Annotated in this window: 13 protein-coding genes; 4 read left to right on the top strand and 9 right to left on the bottom strand. The window is 45.0% G+C overall.

The window, feature by feature from the left end; all coding sequences use genetic code 11:
• Positions 1-69: 69 nt before the first annotated feature.
• From JKG61_RS01315 to JKG61_RS01305, 3 genes are read left to right on the top strand one after another with little or no spacing between them, the layout of a single operon-like run.
• Complete coding sequence (locus JKG61_RS01315; protein ID WP_202101190.1) at positions 70-813, top strand: ImuA family protein; 744 nt, start codon at positions 70-72, stop codon at positions 811-813.
• Complete coding sequence (locus JKG61_RS01310; protein WP_202101189.1) at positions 806-2,299, top strand: Y-family DNA polymerase; 1,494 nt, start codon at positions 806-808, stop codon at positions 2,297-2,299. Before JKG61_RS01315 ends, JKG61_RS01310 begins: the two co-directional genes overlap by 8 nt.
• A 5-nt stretch (positions 2,300-2,304) precedes the next feature.
• Positions 2,305-5,508 (top strand): error-prone DNA polymerase, encoded by a 3,204-nt coding sequence (locus tag JKG61_RS01305; RefSeq protein WP_202101188.1) that lies wholly within the window; start codon positions 2,305-2,307, stop codon positions 5,506-5,508.
• Positions 5,509-6,350: 842 nt separating this feature from the next.
• On the opposite strand, the gene JKG61_RS01300 is transcribed toward JKG61_RS01305, so the two are convergent.
• Genes JKG61_RS01300 through JKG61_RS01290 form a run of 3 tightly spaced genes read right to left on the bottom strand, consistent with a single transcriptional unit; the run spans position 6,351 to position 9,004 of the window.
• A complete protein-coding gene (locus tag JKG61_RS01300; protein ID WP_202101187.1) occupies positions 6,351-7,010 on the bottom strand; it encodes a phosphatidylserine decarboxylase family protein in 660 nt (219 codons plus the stop codon).
• Positions 6,997-7,881, bottom strand: a complete 885-nt coding sequence (locus JKG61_RS01295; RefSeq protein WP_202101186.1) for a PfkB family carbohydrate kinase — start codon at positions 7,879-7,881, stop codon at positions 6,997-6,999. The genes JKG61_RS01300 and JKG61_RS01295 overlap by 14 nt, the downstream gene beginning before the upstream one ends.
• The gene (locus JKG61_RS01290; RefSeq protein ID WP_202101185.1) at positions 7,871-9,004 is read right to left on the bottom strand and encodes an aspartate aminotransferase family protein; all 1,134 of its coding nucleotides are present in this window, start codon (positions 9,002-9,004) and stop codon (positions 7,871-7,873) included. Before JKG61_RS01290 ends, JKG61_RS01295 begins: the two co-directional genes overlap by 11 nt.
• A 258-nt stretch (positions 9,005-9,262) precedes the next feature.
• On the opposite strand from JKG61_RS01290, the gene pdxR reads away from it, so the two are divergent.
• Positions 9,263-10,699 (top strand): MocR-like pyridoxine biosynthesis transcription factor PdxR, encoded by a 1,437-nt coding sequence (gene pdxR / locus JKG61_RS01285; protein ID WP_202101184.1) that lies wholly within the window; start codon positions 9,263-9,265, stop codon positions 10,697-10,699.
• Between the two features lie 285 nt (positions 10,700-10,984).
• On the opposite strand, the gene JKG61_RS01280 is transcribed toward pdxR, so the two are convergent.
• The 6 genes from JKG61_RS01280 to hemL all read right to left on the bottom strand — a co-directional run bounded on the left by JKG61_RS01280 (position 10,985) and on the right by hemL (position 17,804).
• A complete protein-coding gene (locus JKG61_RS01280; RefSeq protein WP_202101508.1) occupies positions 10,985-12,253 on the bottom strand; it encodes a serine hydroxymethyltransferase in 1,269 nt (422 codons plus the stop codon).
• A 119-nt stretch (positions 12,254-12,372) separates the two neighbouring features.
• Positions 12,373-12,789 (bottom strand): cytochrome C, encoded by a 417-nt coding sequence (locus tag JKG61_RS01275; RefSeq protein WP_202101183.1) that lies wholly within the window; start codon positions 12,787-12,789, stop codon positions 12,373-12,375.
• Between the two features lie 11 nt (positions 12,790-12,800).
• Positions 12,801-13,073: a hypothetical protein gene (locus tag JKG61_RS01270; protein ID WP_202101182.1), complete on the bottom strand. Its 273-nt coding sequence runs from the start codon at positions 13,071-13,073 to the stop codon at positions 12,801-12,803.
• Positions 13,073-14,077: a cbb3-type cytochrome c oxidase subunit II gene (locus tag JKG61_RS01265; protein WP_202101181.1), complete on the bottom strand. Its 1,005-nt coding sequence runs from the start codon at positions 14,075-14,077 to the stop codon at positions 13,073-13,075. Before JKG61_RS01265 ends, JKG61_RS01270 begins: the two co-directional genes overlap by 1 nt.
• A 14-nt stretch (positions 14,078-14,091) precedes the next feature.
• Positions 14,092-16,230, bottom strand: coding sequence for a cbb3-type cytochrome c oxidase subunit I (locus JKG61_RS01260; protein WP_237249335.1), 2,139 nt, complete (start codon positions 16,228-16,230; stop codon positions 14,092-14,094).
• Between the two features lie 233 nt (positions 16,231-16,463).
• Positions 16,464-17,804 (bottom strand): glutamate-1-semialdehyde 2,1-aminomutase, encoded by a 1,341-nt coding sequence (hemL, locus tag JKG61_RS01255; protein ID WP_202101180.1) that lies wholly within the window; start codon positions 17,802-17,804, stop codon positions 16,464-16,466.
• Positions 17,805-17,807: the final 3 nt, after the last annotated feature.

Raw genomic sequence — 17,807 nt, 5'->3', positions numbered from 1 at the left:
TATTAATAACAAAAGTAACTAAACAATGCGATAGATACAAAAATGAATTAAACACGGAGGGTGTAGCATATGGAGGGGACAGCAAAACAAGAGGTAATAAGACAGCTTCAGGAAAAGATTCTAAAATTAGAAGGTTTCAAACCCCATACGGGGATATTAAACCGTATTGACTTTGGTTTGGCCGACATAGAATCCGCCTTTCCATTCGGAACATTCCCTACAGCCGCAGTACACGAGTTCATCAGTCCTACTGCAGTTCATGCCACCGCAACCAATGGCTTTATTGCCAGTATAGTTGCCAAGCTGATGCACGCCGGCAATTTCTGTCTCTGGATCAGCACCAAACGCAGCCTGTCTCCTATTGGCTTAACCCATTTCGGAATAGCCCCACACCAAATCATCTTTATAGACATCACACAGGACAAAGACGCCTTATGGGTTATGGAGCAAGCCCTCAAATGTAACGCATTAGCAGCCGTAGTCGCAGAAATGGAAGAAGTAAGCTTTTCCGAATCCCAACGATTACAGCTCGCCGTAGAGAAAAGCAATGTTACGGGGTTCTTACACCGAAGACGCCCTCGTCATGAAAATACCTTGGCCTGCGTATCCCGGTGGAAAATACGCTCCATAGCCAGCCGTGTTCCAGACGGTTTACCTGGCGTAGGCTACCCGACCTGGGAGGTCTCTCTAGAAAAAGTCCGCAACGGCCGACCTGGAAAATGGCAGGTAAGTTGGCAAAACAATCGACTGGTACATCTATCCAAAGAGGCGATTACAAGGACAGCACGACCAAACCACGAACAATATGCCTAGACGTTACATGTGTATCTGGCTTCCGTTCTTCGGAACCGATCGAGCAGAGAAAGAACAGCCCAAACGAAGGAAAGCTCCGTTTGTACTCACCCTTGCCCAAAATGGCCGTGTAAAAATACAAGCTGCCAATAGGCCTGCACTACAGGAAGGAATATCCTGCGGCATGGTACTGGCCGATGCCCAAGCTATATTGCCCCAGCTGGAATCAGCGATCTATGACGCCCACAGCCTCAATCAAACACTACAGGCTCTCGGGGAATGGTGCATCCGTTTTGCCCCTATAGTAGACCTACAAGCTCCCGATGGCATTGTACTCGATATATCGGGCTGTACACATCTCTGGGGAGGAGAAGAAAAATACGGCAATCACATTATCGACAGAATCGCTCAAGGAGGTTATCAGGCTCAGGCAGCAATTGCCGATACCATAGGCGCAGCCTGGGCGGCAGCCCGGCATACCATCCGGATTAGTATAATCCCTAAGACACAACAGGCACAGGCTTTATCCGGACTGCCTCCCGCTGCACTCCGGATCTCCCTACAGACACAGCAACGTCTTCATAAATTAGGCTTTCGTTATATCGAAGAGTTTATGCATATCCCCAAAAGCACATTAAGACGGCGTTTTGGAGACGAACTTATCTCCCGATTAGGACAAGCATTAGGAACAGAACAGGAACACATCAGCCCTATAGAACCCATACCGAGCTATCAGGAGCGATTATCCTGCTTAGAACCTATCTCGACCCGCACAGGCATTCAAATAGCCTTAGAACAGCTCTTAACCACCTTGTGCGACAGACTGCGGAAAGAAGGAAAGGGACTTCGTCAAGCGGTATTCAGGGGATACCGGATCGATGGCAATGTACAAACAATCCACATAGGCACAGGAAGAGCTTCCTCCAACCCCACCCACCTTTTCAAATTGTTTGACCTCAAAGTTCCCAACATAGAACCAGCTTTGGGTATAGAGCTGTTTGTTTTGGGAGCCACCTTGGTAGAAAACAGCATCCTTCCACAGGAAGGTCTTTGGCAAACGAAAGGCGGTCAACCGGAAATTGCAGAACTACTGGACAATATTGCAGCCAAGATAGGTTCTGAATCTATCCATCGCTTTCTACCTTCCGCCCACCACTGGCCCGAACGGACAATCGAGCCCACCTCATCCTTAGACACACAGCCCCAATCGGACTGGCCCAGCCATGCATTACGTCCCTTACACCTACTGACACATCCCGAACCTATCGAGGTCATGGTTCCCCTTCCCGATTACCCACCGGCACTCTTTAGGCATCGTAAAAAGATATACAAGCTTGTCAAAGCGGATGGGCCCGAGCGCATCGAGCAGGAATGGTGGATCAGCAACGAACAACCAAGGGATTACTACCGCGTGGAAGATGAGAAAGGAGCCAGATACTGGCTATTCCGTTCCGGATATTACGGGCAGGGGGATCCTGAATGGTTCCTTCATGGTTATTTTACATAAACACAATGGAATACGCAGAACTACAAACTACCAGCAACTTTTCTTTTTTACGGGGAGGTTCACATCCTGAAGAGTTGGTCGAACAAGCGGTACAGCTCGGTTACAAAGCGATTGCCATAACCGATCGCAATACCCTTGCCGGAATCGTACGTGCCCATCGTGCAGCACGGGAAAAGGATATCCATTTTATCCCGGCCTGCAGGCTCGATCTACTCGACGGCCCCAGTTTACTAGCCTACCCCACCGACATAAAAGCCTACAGCAATCTTTCAACGCTACTCACAACGGGTAATCTTCGTGCTGAAAAAGGAGAGTGTCACCTATATAGCGCAGATGTGTTCCGCTATGCTGCAGGCATACAATTCATCATCCTACCACCAAAAATGTTAAACGAAGCCTTTGACTTTGAACCTGGATTCAGCCTGATGCTAAAGCAGTACCAAGAACACCTGCATGGCATGATCTACTTAGGCGCGTCTTTTCTGTACAATGGAGACGACCACAAAAAACTATTTCGGCTAAACCAACTATCCGAAGAACTTGACATCCCCATCGTCGCCCTCAATGACGCACACTACCACACCCCTGAGCGCCGTGAGCTCCAGGACGTACTGATCTGCGTGAGGGAAAAATGCACCATCCACACAGCAGGCTACCGTCTACACGCTCATGCCGAACGCTACCTCAAACCGATAGACGAAATGCACCGCCTGTTTCGCAACTACCCACAGGCCATCTACAATGCGCTAAAAATTGTACAAGCATGCCGATTTTCATTGGACGAACTGAAATACGTCTATCCGCAAGAGATTACCACCGAAGGAAGAACACCACAGGAAGAACTGGTGTATCAAACTTGGAAAGGTGCTGACCAACAATTCGACGGGGATATACCCGAAAAGATCAAAGCAACGATAGAGATGGAACTCGAGTTCATAGCCCGAAAGAATTACGCCTCATACTTCCTGACCGTATACGATCTGGTACGCTTTGCACGCGAACGGGAGATCCTATGCCAAGGACGAGGATCCGCAGCCAACTCGACCGTATGTTACTGCTTGGGCATCACTTCGGTGAATCCCAAAAACATAAATCTCTTATTTGCCCGATTTATGTCGGACGCACGGGACGAACCACCTGATATTGATGTCGATTTTGAACACGAACGTCGGGAAGAAGTCATGCAATACGTCTACAACAAATACGGACGCCACCGCTCGGGTATCGTAGCCACGGTAACCCAAGTGCATTGGAAGGGGGCCATCCGGGATATCGGTAAGGCCATGGGGCTCTCGGTGGATGCTGTAGACCATCTGGCCAAGTCCAAGTACGAACTGACGGAAGAATGGCTCAACGGGCAGGAACTGACCTCACAAGGATTCAGCGCAAAGGATCCATTCCTGCGAAAGGTGCTCAAACTCACCGAAACCTACATCGGATTCCCCCGGCAGCTCGGGCAGCACACAGGCGGTTTTGTCATCACCCAAAACAACCTGGCCGAACTCTGCCCTATTCTGAATGCCCGGATGGAAGACCGAACCAACATCGAGTGGAACAAGGACGACATCGAAGCCCTGGGGTTCCTCAAAGTAGATGTACTCGCCTTGGGCATGCTCACCTGCATCCGTAAAGGATTTGATCTGGTCAAACAGCATTACGGGCGAGAGATGACCTTAGCCAACATACCTCAGGGAGATAAAGACGTGTATGAAATGATTAGCCACGCCGACACATTGGGGGTCTTCCAGATTGAAAGCCGTGCGCAGATGTCCATGTTGCCCCGACTGAAACCTAAAAACTTTTACGACCTGGTTATCGAAGTCGCCATTGTACGCCCGGGACCGATCCAAGGTGACATGGTACATCCCTACCTGAGAAGAAGAAATAAAGAAGAAGCAGAAGACTATCCTTCGCCCGAACTAGAAGCTATTCTGAAACGAACCTTAGGCGTTCCCCTATTCCAAGAGCAGGCTATGGAAATCGCCATCGTCGCCGCAGGCTTCACACCTGCCCAGGCCGACGGGCTCCGTCGCAGCATGGCCACCTTCAAATCCAAAGGCAAGGTCGCCGAGTACGAACGCATGCTTGTTGAAGGGATGGTCAACAACGGCTATAAAGAAGAATTTGCCAGACGCGTCTTCCGACAACTGGAAGGGTTTGGAAGTTATGGCTTCCCTGAAAGCCATGCCGCCAGCTTTGCGCTGCTCGTATATGTTTCCTCCTACATCAAGTATCACTACCCTGATGTGTTCGCCGCCTCTTTGCTCAACAGCCAACCCATGGGCTTCTATTCTCCGGCACAAATCATCATCGATGCACGTAAGCATGGGGTGCAGGTCAGACCTGTAGATATCAACCATTCCGAATGGGACAACACACTGGAAGAGCTAACGGGACCGTATCACGCATTAAGACTCGGTCTAAGACAAGTAAAAGGTTTAGATGAGGCAGATGCTCATCTTTTAACAAAAGGCCGCCAGAAGGCTTATAAATCGGTCAATTCGGTATTCGAAGCTGGCGTCCCTTTAAGTGCGCTGGAAAAACTCAGCGATGCCGATGCTTTTCGTTCCATAGGTCTAGACCGAAGGCAGGCGCTTTGGGAAGTCGCCGCTTTGGCAGACCATCCGACGGGTGCATTTACCGGACAACCCTCGAACAGCACTTTCGAAACTGAAGTAACACTACCAACCCTGTCACCGATCGAACATGTCATGGCCGACTATGCGAGCACCACACTTTCGCTCAAGGCACACCCGGTCAGCTTTGCCCGAAAAAATCTGGACGCCCTCCATGTCACCCCTTCTACCAAACTCAGCGACATGCGCGATGGCATGTGGATAAAAGTCTGCGGACTGATTACGGTTCGCCAGCGACCGGGCACCTCCAAAGGCGTCCTCTTCATAACGATCGAGGACGAGACCGGTTTTTCAAATCTCGTGGTATGGGCCAAGACTTTTGAGACCTATCGCAAAGTCATCTTACAATCCCAACTGCTACTCGTCACCGGCAAACTTCAGATCGAAGGCGAGGTCATCCACGTCGTCGTAGAATCCTGTCACAACATGAATCATCTCTTAGCGATAAAAACCCGAAGCCGCGACATAGGCTCCATACAGAAATCAACTTCGACCAACGAAAAAAAAGCTACGGACAAAATCAGCACAAGTGGAATCCAAGGAGAGCTATTCCCATCAAGAGATTTTAAGTAATCCCTAAAAACATATTATTAAAAAAAATTAAAAAAGACTTGCAAATGTGTAATACATACACTATCTTTGTGGTATCATAATTTAGGTTTATAATTGGTTACAAAAGGTTTTCATTCTCCCCGTTTGAAAACCTTTTTTCTTTCCCCCATATCCGACTCAACCTTGTACTTCCACCCTCAACTTTCCGATCTTCATTTTTAAAAAAACAACGCTTGACAATTTCCCGCATTTCTAAAAATCCGTACTCCATACAAGGGTACATGACAAAAAACAGTTTTTGTTTATTTGATAGTTTTGCCGTCATCTCGCTGCGTCCCGATATATCGGGGACCATAGTGGAGACATCTAACGACCTGCTTGCATCTAGGCAGTCCATATGCCTTTTCACGAATCGGAATGAAGTACTACCTAGAAAGAAAATCTACCGTGTATGCCCGTATAATCTCTTCGAAAAAAGTCAAAAAAAACATTAAAATTACACTCGATTTCTAACCATACAAGAACTGCATTTCTTGTCGAAACACAGTTCATAAAGCCAAAAAGAGAGTAAGCACTCACCTGGAGTGTTTCTCGTAAAACCGCATCTCAAAATAAGCCTCAAAAACAATTACGAATTTCATAATTGAAAAACACTAATCTTTAATATATAATACTTTAAACAAAAACAAAAGAAGTAAAACTTTATATACATAATAAAGTCAACACAGAAAAACACAGCGTAAATGATTTAAAACGCTCCAAATGCATTGAAAATTTGTTAATAAAACAATAAATCAAAATTTAAAAACATTATAATCAACCATATATAGCAAACTATATAAACAAAAAAATAAATATAGTTTTCACCATTTAGCGATAGGTGTCACTCCTCCCTTAGGTTTATCTCCCAGCTTAACCAACACCTCTGTACCCAATGGTAACAACACATCCATTCGAGACCCAAATTTGATAAATCCAAGCTCTTCATTTTGCTTTACTTCCATCCCTTCTTCGCTGTAATTCACGATGCGCTTTGCTAAAGCTCCTGCAATCTGTTTTGCCAAAATAAGCTGCCCATTTTTATGTTGCAGAACCGTCGAATAGCGTTCATTTTCGGTAGACGATTTGGGGTGCCAAGCGAAGAGATATTTACCCGGATGATACTTTCTATAGATCACTTTCCCTCCTATGGGGTACCGGTTGACATGCACATTCAGCACACTCATAAAGATAGAAACCTGGACTCTCCTACCTTCAAAATACTCATCACACTCCACCTCTTCGATCGCTACTACCTTACCATCGCAAGGTGCAATTACCCATTCATCGCTATCTGTGTGGTCCCGAAAAGGGATCCTAAAAAAGTAAATAACGAGCCCTAGTGGAACGGTGATCAACAGCAAAATCGACCAACTGATAAGAGGTGAAATCCCATAAAAAAAATAAAATGACAGTAGATTTAACAGCACATAAATACCTATCGCTATCCCTATCGAAGCGCTTCCTTCCTTATGAATTTTCATCTATTTTTCCTCCTTTATAAATTTGTAAAACATTCATTTTCTCCTTTGCATACAGCAGATCTTCCGCTCTTATTTCGGTCGAATCACGCGCATTTACCAGACTCAAAACTGCCGAAATAAACTCCGTCGTATAGTTTATAGACTCCGATATTGACCGTCCATTTTTCAATTCTACGGTCACCAACGCGGTAAAAAGATCACCTGTTCCCACCGCTTCTATAGGTATACGGGCTGCCATAAACCGTTCAATATGCCCATCAATAACCAACAAATTCTCCAAATATCCCTCCGGCGTATCCCGTAAATGGGCTCCTGTAATGATGATTTTCTTGTCTTTTAGCAGCGGAAAATGCGTCAATAATTCACTTAATTCTTCTTGAGTTTCAAATTTACCCCTTAATATATACTCCATTTCGAAGTGGTTTGGGGTCATAATATCGCATAGAGGAAGCAGCATTTTTAGGGAGTGAGCGACCGCATCTTCGGACAGGTACAGCCCTGAGGTGCGGAAATCACCAAAGACCGGATCATAGATATAATAGGCTATACACCCGTTATCCTTGCAGGAAGAAATCCATGCAGCAGTAGTATCAATAAGGGCTACAGCAGAGATATAACCGGTCATAAAATAATGGAATATGGTCTTATCCAACCCCAAATCCACCCCTATTACGAGCTCCGAAAAGAGTTCAGCTGCGATCACATCTCCCCTGTAATCGGGGTTATCGGTAGCCGAGGACAACAGGACAGTAGGAAGCATACAGACATCCGATGCGTGCAATTGTGCAGCAAACATAGCCATATTATTTCCCACATAACCCGTAGAAACCAGGCTCTGTACACTCACTATTTTAGCGTCTTTATCCTTCATTTTTTAATGCTCTTTTTAGTTTTTCTAGAAATACCTGCGCCTGTTCCAGGCTAAAAGTCAGGGCTGGCAACAACCGTAGCGTATAGTTTCCGGCATATCCTGTAAACACCCCCTCTTGATACAAGAGGCTCTTTCTCAATGCTGTTATATCTTTTTCAAATTCCACCCCAATCATCAACCCCCGACCGCGGACATCCTCCACTCCAGGTATTTTTTTCAGCGCCTCCTGCAGAAAATCCCCTACGACAACCGTATTATGGAGCAACTCCTCGTCTTTCATGACCTCCAATACGGCCATAGCTGCTGCACAAGCCAGATGATTACCACCAAAAGTCGTCCCCAATTGCCCCATAACGGGTTTAAAAGAAGGAGATATCAAGGTTGCTGCCATAGGAAATCCATTCGCAATTCCTTTTGCCACCGTAATCAAATCAGGCTTTATACCCGCATATTGATGACTAAAAAAACGTCCTGAACGCCCATATCCAGACTGTATTTCATCCAATATAAGTAGCGTCCCCGTGTCATCGCAAGCTGACCGTACTTGATTTAAAAATAGATCATCTGCCACATGTATACCACCTACTCCCTGTATTCCTTCGATAATAACAGCACAAAAAACCTCCGTCTCCAATTGCTTTCTAAGGCTCGAAATATCGTTGAAGGGCGTAAAAACAAAGTTGAAATTTTCATTGATCGGAGCACGCATGGAGCCAATATCAGTCGCTGCAACTGTCGCAGATGTACGTCCATGAAAGGCATTGGACATCGCCAGTACCTTACTGCGTCCAGTATGAAAAGAAGCCAGCTTAATGGCATTTTCATTGGCCTCAGCTCCCGAATTGGAAAAGAACACGCTGTACTCCGGGTAGCCGGACTGCTCTCCTAACTCCAGCGCCAACTGGTCCTGTAATTTATTCTCCACAGCATTGGAATAGAAAGCAATACGATCCAATTGCTGTCGCACAGCGTTGACATATCGTGGATGACCGTGACCAATAGAAATAACGGCATGTCCACCATACATATCCAAATAAGCTCGTCCTTCTTCATCATACACATAGCTACCTTGAGCTCTTACAATATGAATATTGGACTTCTGAAATACGGCAAATGGGTTCATACAATGCTAAAATTTAAAACTACATAACTAGAGATCTGACGATCATCTTTTGGAAAGACGAAATTCCGTCTAAATTCGATAATCCAGCTAGTCCAGTTTTGCTTTAAAGCCACAGACCAAAAACAACTTAAAAACAATAAACAACTATATACAAGCACATTACAAAATAAAGCAAACCAACATCGGATCATCTGGTATAGAAAACATCTGTAAACAATCGTATCTTTGGACCAGCAAACAATTTAAATCTGACACGACATGTTAAGACCCTGGACACTTGATATAGAAATAGACAAATCCGCTACAAAACCGATCTATTTGCAGATAGCGGATATTATAATCGAAAGTATCAAATCAGGTCGCCTCCCTAAAGGCACCGCCCTTCCGGGAAGCCGAACACTGGCTAACAGCCTACAAGTCAACAGAAACACGGTTATTGAGGCTATTCAGGTATTGCTCAATGAGGAATGGCTAACCAGCCAGGAAAGAAGGGGAACCTTTGTCTCGCACAATCTCCCAATTTCTTCAAAATCAAAATCCCTACAAGCGGAAAGCGGCATTGCAGCTGAACCACAGCTCCCTGTACACATTCCTTTTGATGATGGCCATCCGGACAGCAAAATCGCGCCTGTAGATCAACTTGGGCGGGCCTATCGACAGATTTTCAAACGAAACGCCCGTTGGAAGATGATGGGATATTCAGAAACTAACGGTAACCTGGACTTTAGAAAAGCCATCGCAAGCATGTTAAACCAAGAGCGGAACATGCAATTACATGAAAATCAGCTCTGCATCACGCGAGGAAGCCAGATGGCCATGTACCTGGTGTCACAGTGTCTTTTACGCCCGGGAGATTATGTAATCGTCGAATCACCAGGCTATAGTTCAGCCTGGAAAACATTTGAAAAAGCGGGAGCAAATCTAATTTATATTCCTGTCGATTCGGATGGAATTGTCGTTGAAGATATCCTACCGCATCTCGCTTCAAACCCCAAAATAAAGGCAATATACCTCACTCCACATCGGCAATACCCGACTACAGTGACACTGAGTTTACAACGCAGGTTGGAACTGGTCAGCCTCTCCAATCAATATCAATTTACCATTATCGAGGATGATTATGACTATGAATTTCATTTTGGTTATCGTCCACTACAACCCATTTCGGCATTCTCCGAATTGGAAAATGTAGTCTATATAGGCACCTTAAGTAAGGTCGTTGCACCTGCCCTTCGGATAGGTTATCTCGCCACCAAAAACCAAAAACTGCTGGACAGCATTATTGATCTACGTCGTATCATAGATATTCAAGGCGATAGTATCATGGAACAGGCTGTGCTCGAACTGATAAAAGACGGAACCATAAAACGCCATATACGAAAAGCGACTCTTCATTACCAATCCAGACAAAGCTTTATGGTGAAAATGTTGGATGAACACCTCGCCACACAGGTCAGTTACCATATACCTCAGGGCGGACTTGCGTTTTGGATATGTCCCAAATACCCCGTCAACTGGACTATGGTATTTGACAGATTAACAGAAAAATCAATATCCATCTTACATCCTTCTAACTATTACGAACATACGGGATATGAAGGACTTCGATTAGGCTATGGTTCTGTATCCGAAGAACAGATAAAAGAGGGAATCATGGCACTTGCGGATATATTGGCAAAGGCAAGATTAGATTAAAAGCTTTTATTAGGCGATAAAGGAATTAATGCGAGAACTTTGCATTAATTAACGCTCCCCTTACAAGCTAGATTAATGTCGCCTGTGAAGATTCTGACATCAGTACTGGGAAGCACTAACGTTCGGTCAGAATGTTCAAGCGACTAGGCTTGGACACTTGGCCGATACCAAGTGTCACGCCTGTCCGGCATGGAGGACAGAGAAAACATCATAAACATGGCTTCAATCCCCCCCACGCCGCTGCTTCTAAGGTAAACAGTACCTTTTACAGACCTTATCCAACATCTAATACAAAGGATAGTCCATCATCCAGTTATTAACCTTCTCTTTGATACTCTGCAGCTTACTCGCATTGTCTTTGCTGCGCAATGCATCCCCCATCAAATCAACAATAGTTTCCATATCTTTTTCGAGCAACCCACGTGTCGTAATCGCTGGTGTGCCGACCCGGATCCCAGAAGTCTGCAATGCCGATTTCGTATCAAATGGAATCATATTCTTATTCAAAGTAATACCCGCGTTATTCAGAACTAATTCGGCTTCTCGTCCGGATATAGACCAACTGGAAAGATCGATCAGTAGCAAATGATTGTCTGTACCACCGGATACCATATCAAAATTATGGGCGCGAAGGGCATTTTCAAAAGCTTTGGCGTTCCGCTGCACCTGACGGATATAGCTATCATATTCCGCTGTAAGTATTTCGCCGAAAGCAACTGCTTTGGCAGCTATAATGTGCATCAATGGTCCGCCTTGATTTCCAGGAAAAACAGAAGCGTCTAACAGTGACGACATCATGCGTATATTACCTTTATTATCTTGGATCCCAAAGGGATTCTCAAAATCAGCCCCCATCAATATTATTCCTCCACGCGGTCCACGTAAAGTTTTATGAGTTGTACTCGTCACCACGTGACAATGCGGGATTGGATCAGACAGCAATCCCTTAGCAATAAGTCCTGCTGGATGAGCAATATCAGCCAACAATAAAGCACCTACACTATCCGCTATGGCCCTAAACCGCTGGTAATCGATATCGCGGGAATAAGCCGTTGCTCCTGCAATAATCAGATTCGGACGCTCCCGCAAGGCAATCTCTTGAATCTGGTCATAATTTAAAAAACCAGTTTCTTTATCGACGCCGTAGAAACTGGTTTTGTATAACTTGCCTGAAAAATTGACCGAGGCTCCGTGTGTGAGGTGCCCACCTTGCACCAGATCAAATCCAAGTATCTTATCACCCGGCTTAAGACAGGCCGACAGCACTGCAGCATTGGCCTGCGAACCGGAATGTGGTTGCACATTGGCATAACTGGCATTAAATACCTTCTTTATACGGTCTATAGCGGCCTGTTCTACCTGATCTACAATCTCACAACCGGCATAATACCTCCTGCCAGGATATCCTTCGGCGTACTTATTGGTTAATACAGAACCTGTGACCTGCATCACCTGCGGGCTTACATAGTTCTCTGAAGCGATAAGTTCCAGGTCTTTCATCTGTCTGTCCTGCTCTTGTGCGATAAGATCAAAAATAAAGTTGTCTAATTCCATCATGCGTAAAAGTTTTAAGTTAAATACAGAGTGTCGTTATTATTTTCCGCAAAAGTAAGCTTCCAATGGATGGTATTGCTGGTACAGAATATGCAATAGCTACTGATCCAGTAACCTTCCTAAATATCCAAGACAGGGAGATTCATATAACGAACCAAATAGTACAACGACCAGGCAATAAAGCAAATAAGTAAAATCCACACCCAAAAGGGAATCGTCTGTGGTGTCTCGCTGCCCGATATCAGAAAAGACGTCTGATCTCCTTTACCATAGGCATTAATCATAATGGGGACTACCCCATCGACCACAGCATCCTCCTGAATTCCCTCCACGGCTATCGCCGGACCATTACGCACCTCAAAAGGAATAATCCGTATTCCTTCCTTACCAGAAGGGTCTTTACTGACTAACTTTAAGATATGCTTACCATCAACTAGCTTTCGGGTATCGATATCGATGTGAATAGGTGCAGTCACTACAGCGAGTGGGCTCACCTCCTCGTCCATAAATATGTATATTTTGCTCTTCGCTTCCATTACCGTATACGTTAAACTTCCACTTCATTGATTATCACCCGCTTGATATGTGTATCTTCCTTCTCCATAGGCCGAATCAACCATTTAATGGAGAAAAAAAGTGTAGCCAACACCATCAAGGCTACAGCCCCTATAATCCAATAGTCAAATTGGCTATCAGGCCCAGATCCATGCACCACACCCCTTAATATCTTGGGCTGATGCCGATCACAGACCGGGCAGGCCCATACCGATTGCTGTATTACGAGAAGCGCAATAAGCAGTATACTTTTTAGCTTTTCCATTACTTCATTTGTGTTTTTAAATACTCCATCACTTCTTTAACCTCTTCTTCGCTCACTTTGGGAGCTTTATTGCCCCAACTGTTACGCTCATAGTTTATAATCGCAGTTACTTCCTTTTCCGTCCAGCCCATATTATTCCCTACGGCAGGCATTGCACTATATTCGGGTCTAGAATCATAACCGTTCATGATAATATCCACATACAACTTGAGATCATTGCTAAGCACGATTTTACTATTTTTCAAAGGAGGAAACGCTCCTGCCAATCCTTCGCCGGAAGCCTGGTGACAGGATTGGCAATTGGCGGCATACAATGTCTGTCCATCCAATAGTCCATCATCCATTTTTGATACCGTCCCCCCCACTTTCTCTTCCGGTTTATAAAGAAAAGATGGCGTAGTTGTGGTTTCAGGAAGCGGAGCCTGCTTCAACTCCTGCAGGTAAGCGACAAGATATAGTGCCTCTTGGGTAGCCACCACCCTCTTATTCCCTTTCCGCATAGCCAGCGGTACATTTACTGCGATATCTCCTTCTTCCAAAACCTCTTTATGTGTAAACAGCCAAGGATAAGCCGGCATAATAGACTCCTTAACAACCAGACGCGGATTATATAAATGGAGGAGATGCCAATCCAAACTAGGCTGCCTATTCCCCACATCTGTCAGATCTGGCCCTGTCCGTTCGGTTCCCATCAATGTTGCCGTATTACGCCAAGTATCCACACGCGTGCTCAACGCATAATCCGCAGCTATCGAGGGTCTATTGCCCCACACTTTGTCCATATGCACATTACGTACCTGCTGACTATGGCAGGCTACGCAGCCATTGGATATATACAGATCTCTACCTTTTCTTGCATTTTCGCTCAGGGGCTGCGCATCCGGTAAGGGACCATTATTCATCTGATTATCAAATGCTGGCACAATAGCAATAACAACAGTCAGTAACAGAAATAAAACCGTAGCCGTTGTAAATAGCTTTTTATGATTATTAAAAATTTCCATTTCAGCTTCCTCTCTTATTTATTTTCGACATTTTCCATCTCCAAATGCGCTACAACCTGTTCTACAAGTGACTTATCCTCTTTACTTACAGCCATCATCTGGAACACATTATACGCAAATACGATATGCGATATCCACATCAACGTACCCCCTATTGCGCGCCACAACCAGTAGGGCATCATCAAAGTCACACTATCAATAAATGGCACATTCTCCATCCATGCCAGACCACGCAATGTCCCACCGTACATCAGAGACACCGAATAGATCATGAGACCGATCAAGGCTAACCAAAAATGGGCGCCTATAGCAGCCTGACTCGATTCCTTCCCGGTGAGGCGGGGCAATAAGGCATAAATACCACCCCACAGCAGAAAGGCAATGATACCATACATCGTCATATGGGAATGCGCTACGGTAAAATCAGTAAAATGCCAAAGTAAGTTGGTATACCGAAAAGCTTCAGCTGTACCCTGCATCGATCCCGTAAAGTAAAAAACAATACCTACTACAAAAAAGGGAAGAGAATAACTATCTCTCACTTTGTGCCAGGCACCACGGAAAGTCATAATAAAATTGGTCGTACCTGCCGCCACAGGAATCACCATCCCAGCACTGGCCACAATAGCAACAGTTTGTAGCCACCAGGGAATAGCACTGAAAACAAAATGGTGTGTACCAATAAGCGTATAGAACAGAATCTGTGTCCAGAACGCCAGTATACCCAGACTGTAGGAGTAAATAGGACGATTGAGCTGTTGGGGCAGAAAATAATAGACAATCCCCAAGGTAAACAGCATAAACCACATCCCTACCGCCTGATGCATATAATATCCCTGAATAATAGTCTCCCCCAATCCATCCTGATAAGAAGGTATATAGCCTACTACAGCAACAATAGAAATGAACAATACAGCCGATACAATATACCAGTTGGATATATAAATCTCTTTGGTTTCTCTTTTCGCTATTGTTTTGAGGTAGCTACCTAAGGTAAACATCAGTCCCAAGGCAAACAACAACATAATGGGCCAGATATATTCGCGGTACTCACCGCCTCCATTGTTTATTCCGGCCATCAGACTGACACTGCCAAATAATACGCAGGCATTGATCAATATCAGAGAGTACCATCCCCAATTGACTTTCTGCAACGGTACATTACTCACCTTAGCAACAATATAATAGCCCAACCCGATCATCCCTAAGGATGACCAGCCCCAGAAAACAGCATTGGTGTGTACCGGGCGTAATCGCCCAAAACTGAGCCAGCTGATCGCTTCGGCATCCGGCGCAATAAATTTGATACCCAAATATTCACCGACGGTCGTACCAAATAACAGCCAGAATGTAGCCGTACCGATAAACCACTGTATCAATCTGGAACTTGAAGCATCTATTTTAGGTCGGGGAAGTGCTTTTCGCTTTTTTGCCACGAAAGGCAGGTTCTCCAAATCCCGGCTCTGTAACAGTCCTTTTTCATCAGATACCGCTTCCTCTCCACTCAGTTCCCGATCCGAAAGCCGATATTGGAGTGCCCCCATCCGCTTTTCAAAAACAGCAGCATCTATATCATCCTGTTGCTGCATATAGGTCGCAAGATCTTCTGCATCTTTCTTTGTCCCCATACGAACAGACTTATGCACTTGTTTCCTTATCTGTACAATCAATAGGATAATAGCAACAACCAGCGGAATACCTACCAGAACCATGGTTACCAGGACGCCGCCTTGACTCAGCAAATCCAGGTCCTCTACTTTCTCGTAGAATTGTGCCCTAGCCTGTAGTACCGCACCAAACAGAAAGAAAAGAACGACTCCTATCTTTTTATGCTGTGCCAATCGCTTGACTACCGTCCACACTCGGTTCATTTGCTCGGCATTCATAGCAGAGAACAACTCGTCCAACTCTGCATGAAAATCACCCTGCCGCTCGGTGCGTCGTCGTACCACATGCCAATACCGATCGATATACTTATATAATAAAGTCACCACGATCAATAAAAACAAAACCAACGTAACCCCAAGACAGGTTATCCAATCCATATCATAGAATGAAAAAGAGGTAGGGAGCATGACATGTGCTTTGGAAACCTGTGGGGTGTACAACAGTAAACAACAAAAAAATAAACTATAAAATCTTGAAAATGCCATAAGAAATAATTAATCGATTTAAAGAATACAATTCGTACCGATCTGGTTTGGGAAAATATGGCTTTTGGAAAAGAAGAGGTCAGGAATGGATTCGAACCATTATAAAAGGTCTTGCAAACCTTTACCTTCCAATCAGTCACCTGACCTTAAGATCTTCATCTTTAGTAGATCATCTTTTGATACTCAAAGATACGCCATATCCGAATAGCTTTCCCATGACAGATCAGCCAAAATCAGCTGGTCCAGCCTATAGATGATTCTTCTATTACTTTATTTTTCACCATGCCTGATAACACCGTACGGGCAGCTTCAACCGTATGATCAAGGTCTTCTTGAGTAAGCGCATCAGACAAAAACCAAGATTCAAAAGGAGAAGGTGGAAGATAAACTCCCTGCTCCAGCATGCCCTGAAAAAATGCACGGAATGTCCCAGCGTCCGCACATTGGGCAGAAGCATAATCCGTCACCGCATCACTATCAAAAAACAAGGAAATCATTGAACCTACTCTATTGATACATACGGGAATCTTAAATTCCTCAAACAAGGATTTCAATCCCTCTTCCAAATATGCCGTCTTATGTTCCATCCGCCGATACAACGCTTCATCCCTATTTATCCGTTTCAGCATCTGTATTCCTGCGGACATCGCTAAAGGATTGCCCGAAAGGGTCCCCGCCTGATAAACAGGCCCCAAAGGTGCCAACTGATCCATAATGTGTTTTTTACCTGCAAATGCGCCGACAGGCAATCCACCACCGACAATCTTTCCAAAGGTCACCAAGTCTGCCTCTACCTGAAAATACTCCTGTGCTCCTCCACGTGACAGACGAAACCCCGTCATTACCTCATCAAAAATCAATAACGCATGATACTGCGAACAAAGTTTACGCAAGCCTTCCAAAAATCCCGGGACTGGAGCCACACAGCCCATATTTCCTGCTACTGGTTCGACAATCACTGCGGCAATACTTTCGGGAAACTGCTCAAACAAAAGCGCTACACTATCTAGTGAGTTGAAGTCAGCCAACAAAGTATCGGCTACTGCCCCTTGTGGTACTCCTGCCGAATCAGGAATCCCCAATGTTGATAAGCCACTGCCGCCTGCTACCAAGAAGGAATCGGCATGGCCGTGATAACAGCCAATAAATTTGATGATCTTGCTCCTCCCCGTAAATCCACGCGCAAGTCGGATAGCGCTCATCGTCGCTTCTGTTCCGGAATTGACAAAGCGAACTTTCTCGACATGAGGGACCGCATCGACAAATAGCTGTGCCAATTCAATCTCTGCCTCTGTTGGGATACCATACGAAGTCCCCAAAAGTGCTTGCTGCTGAATCGAATCTACCACCGAAAAAAAGGCATGCCCAAACAATAAAGCACCCCATGAATTCACATAATCGATATAGATATTATCATCGACATCGTACAAGTAGGCTCCTTTTCCTTTTTTCACAAAAACAGGATTCCCTCCTACGCTGTTAAATGCCCTCACAGGAGAATTAACTCCTCCTGGTATAAGTCTTTCTGCTTTCCAAAAAAGTCGCCTGCTATTCTCGTATCTCTCTCTTTTCATGAC

This window comes from Sphingobacterium faecale, from assembly GCF_016746095.1.
GTDB lineage: Bacteria > Bacteroidota > Bacteroidia > Sphingobacteriales > Sphingobacteriaceae > Sphingobacterium > Sphingobacterium faecale.
The sequence above is the reverse complement of the archived record's forward strand: the minus strand, read 5'-3'. Positions and strand labels throughout refer to the sequence as shown.

Bases quoted from the DNA above. Each gene is read 5' to 3' on its own strand.
- JKG61_RS01315 (WP_202101190.1), top strand. From the start codon at position 70: ATGGAGGGGACAGCAAAACAAGAGGTAATAAGACAGCTTCAGGAAAAG.
- JKG61_RS01310 (WP_202101189.1), top strand. From the start codon at position 806: ATGCCTAGACGTTACATGTGTATCTGGCTTCCGTTCTTCGGAACCGAT.
- JKG61_RS01305 (WP_202101188.1), top strand. From the start codon at position 2,305: ATGGAATACGCAGAACTACAAACTACCAGCAACTTTTCTTTTTTACGG.
- JKG61_RS01300 (WP_202101187.1), bottom strand. From the start codon at position 7,010: ATGAAAATTCATAAGGAAGGAAGCGCTTCGATAGGGATAGCGATAGGT.
- JKG61_RS01295 (WP_202101186.1), bottom strand. From the start codon at position 7,881: ATGAAGGATAAAGACGCTAAAATAGTGAGTGTACAGAGCCTGGTTTCT.
- JKG61_RS01290 (WP_202101185.1), bottom strand. From the start codon at position 9,004: ATGAACCCATTTGCCGTATTTCAGAAGTCCAATATTCATATTGTAAGA.
- pdxR (WP_202101184.1), top strand. From the start codon at position 9,263: ATGTTAAGACCCTGGACACTTGATATAGAAATAGACAAATCCGCTACA.
- JKG61_RS01280 (WP_202101508.1), bottom strand. From the start codon at position 12,253: ATGGAATTAGACAACTTTATTTTTGATCTTATCGCACAAGAGCAGGAC.
- JKG61_RS01275 (WP_202101183.1), bottom strand. From the start codon at position 12,789: ATGGAAGCGAAGAGCAAAATATACATATTTATGGACGAGGAGGTGAGC.
- JKG61_RS01270 (WP_202101182.1), bottom strand. From the start codon at position 13,073: ATGGAAAAGCTAAAAAGTATACTGCTTATTGCGCTTCTCGTAATACAG.
- JKG61_RS01265 (WP_202101181.1), bottom strand. From the start codon at position 14,077: ATGGAAATTTTTAATAATCATAAAAAGCTATTTACAACGGCTACGGTT.
- JKG61_RS01260 (WP_237249335.1), bottom strand. From the start codon at position 16,230: ATGGCATTTTCAAGATTTTATAGTTTATTTTTTTGTTGTTTACTGTTG.
- hemL (WP_202101180.1), bottom strand. From the start codon at position 17,804: ATGAAAAGAGAGAGATACGAGAATAGCAGGCGACTTTTTTGGAAAGCA.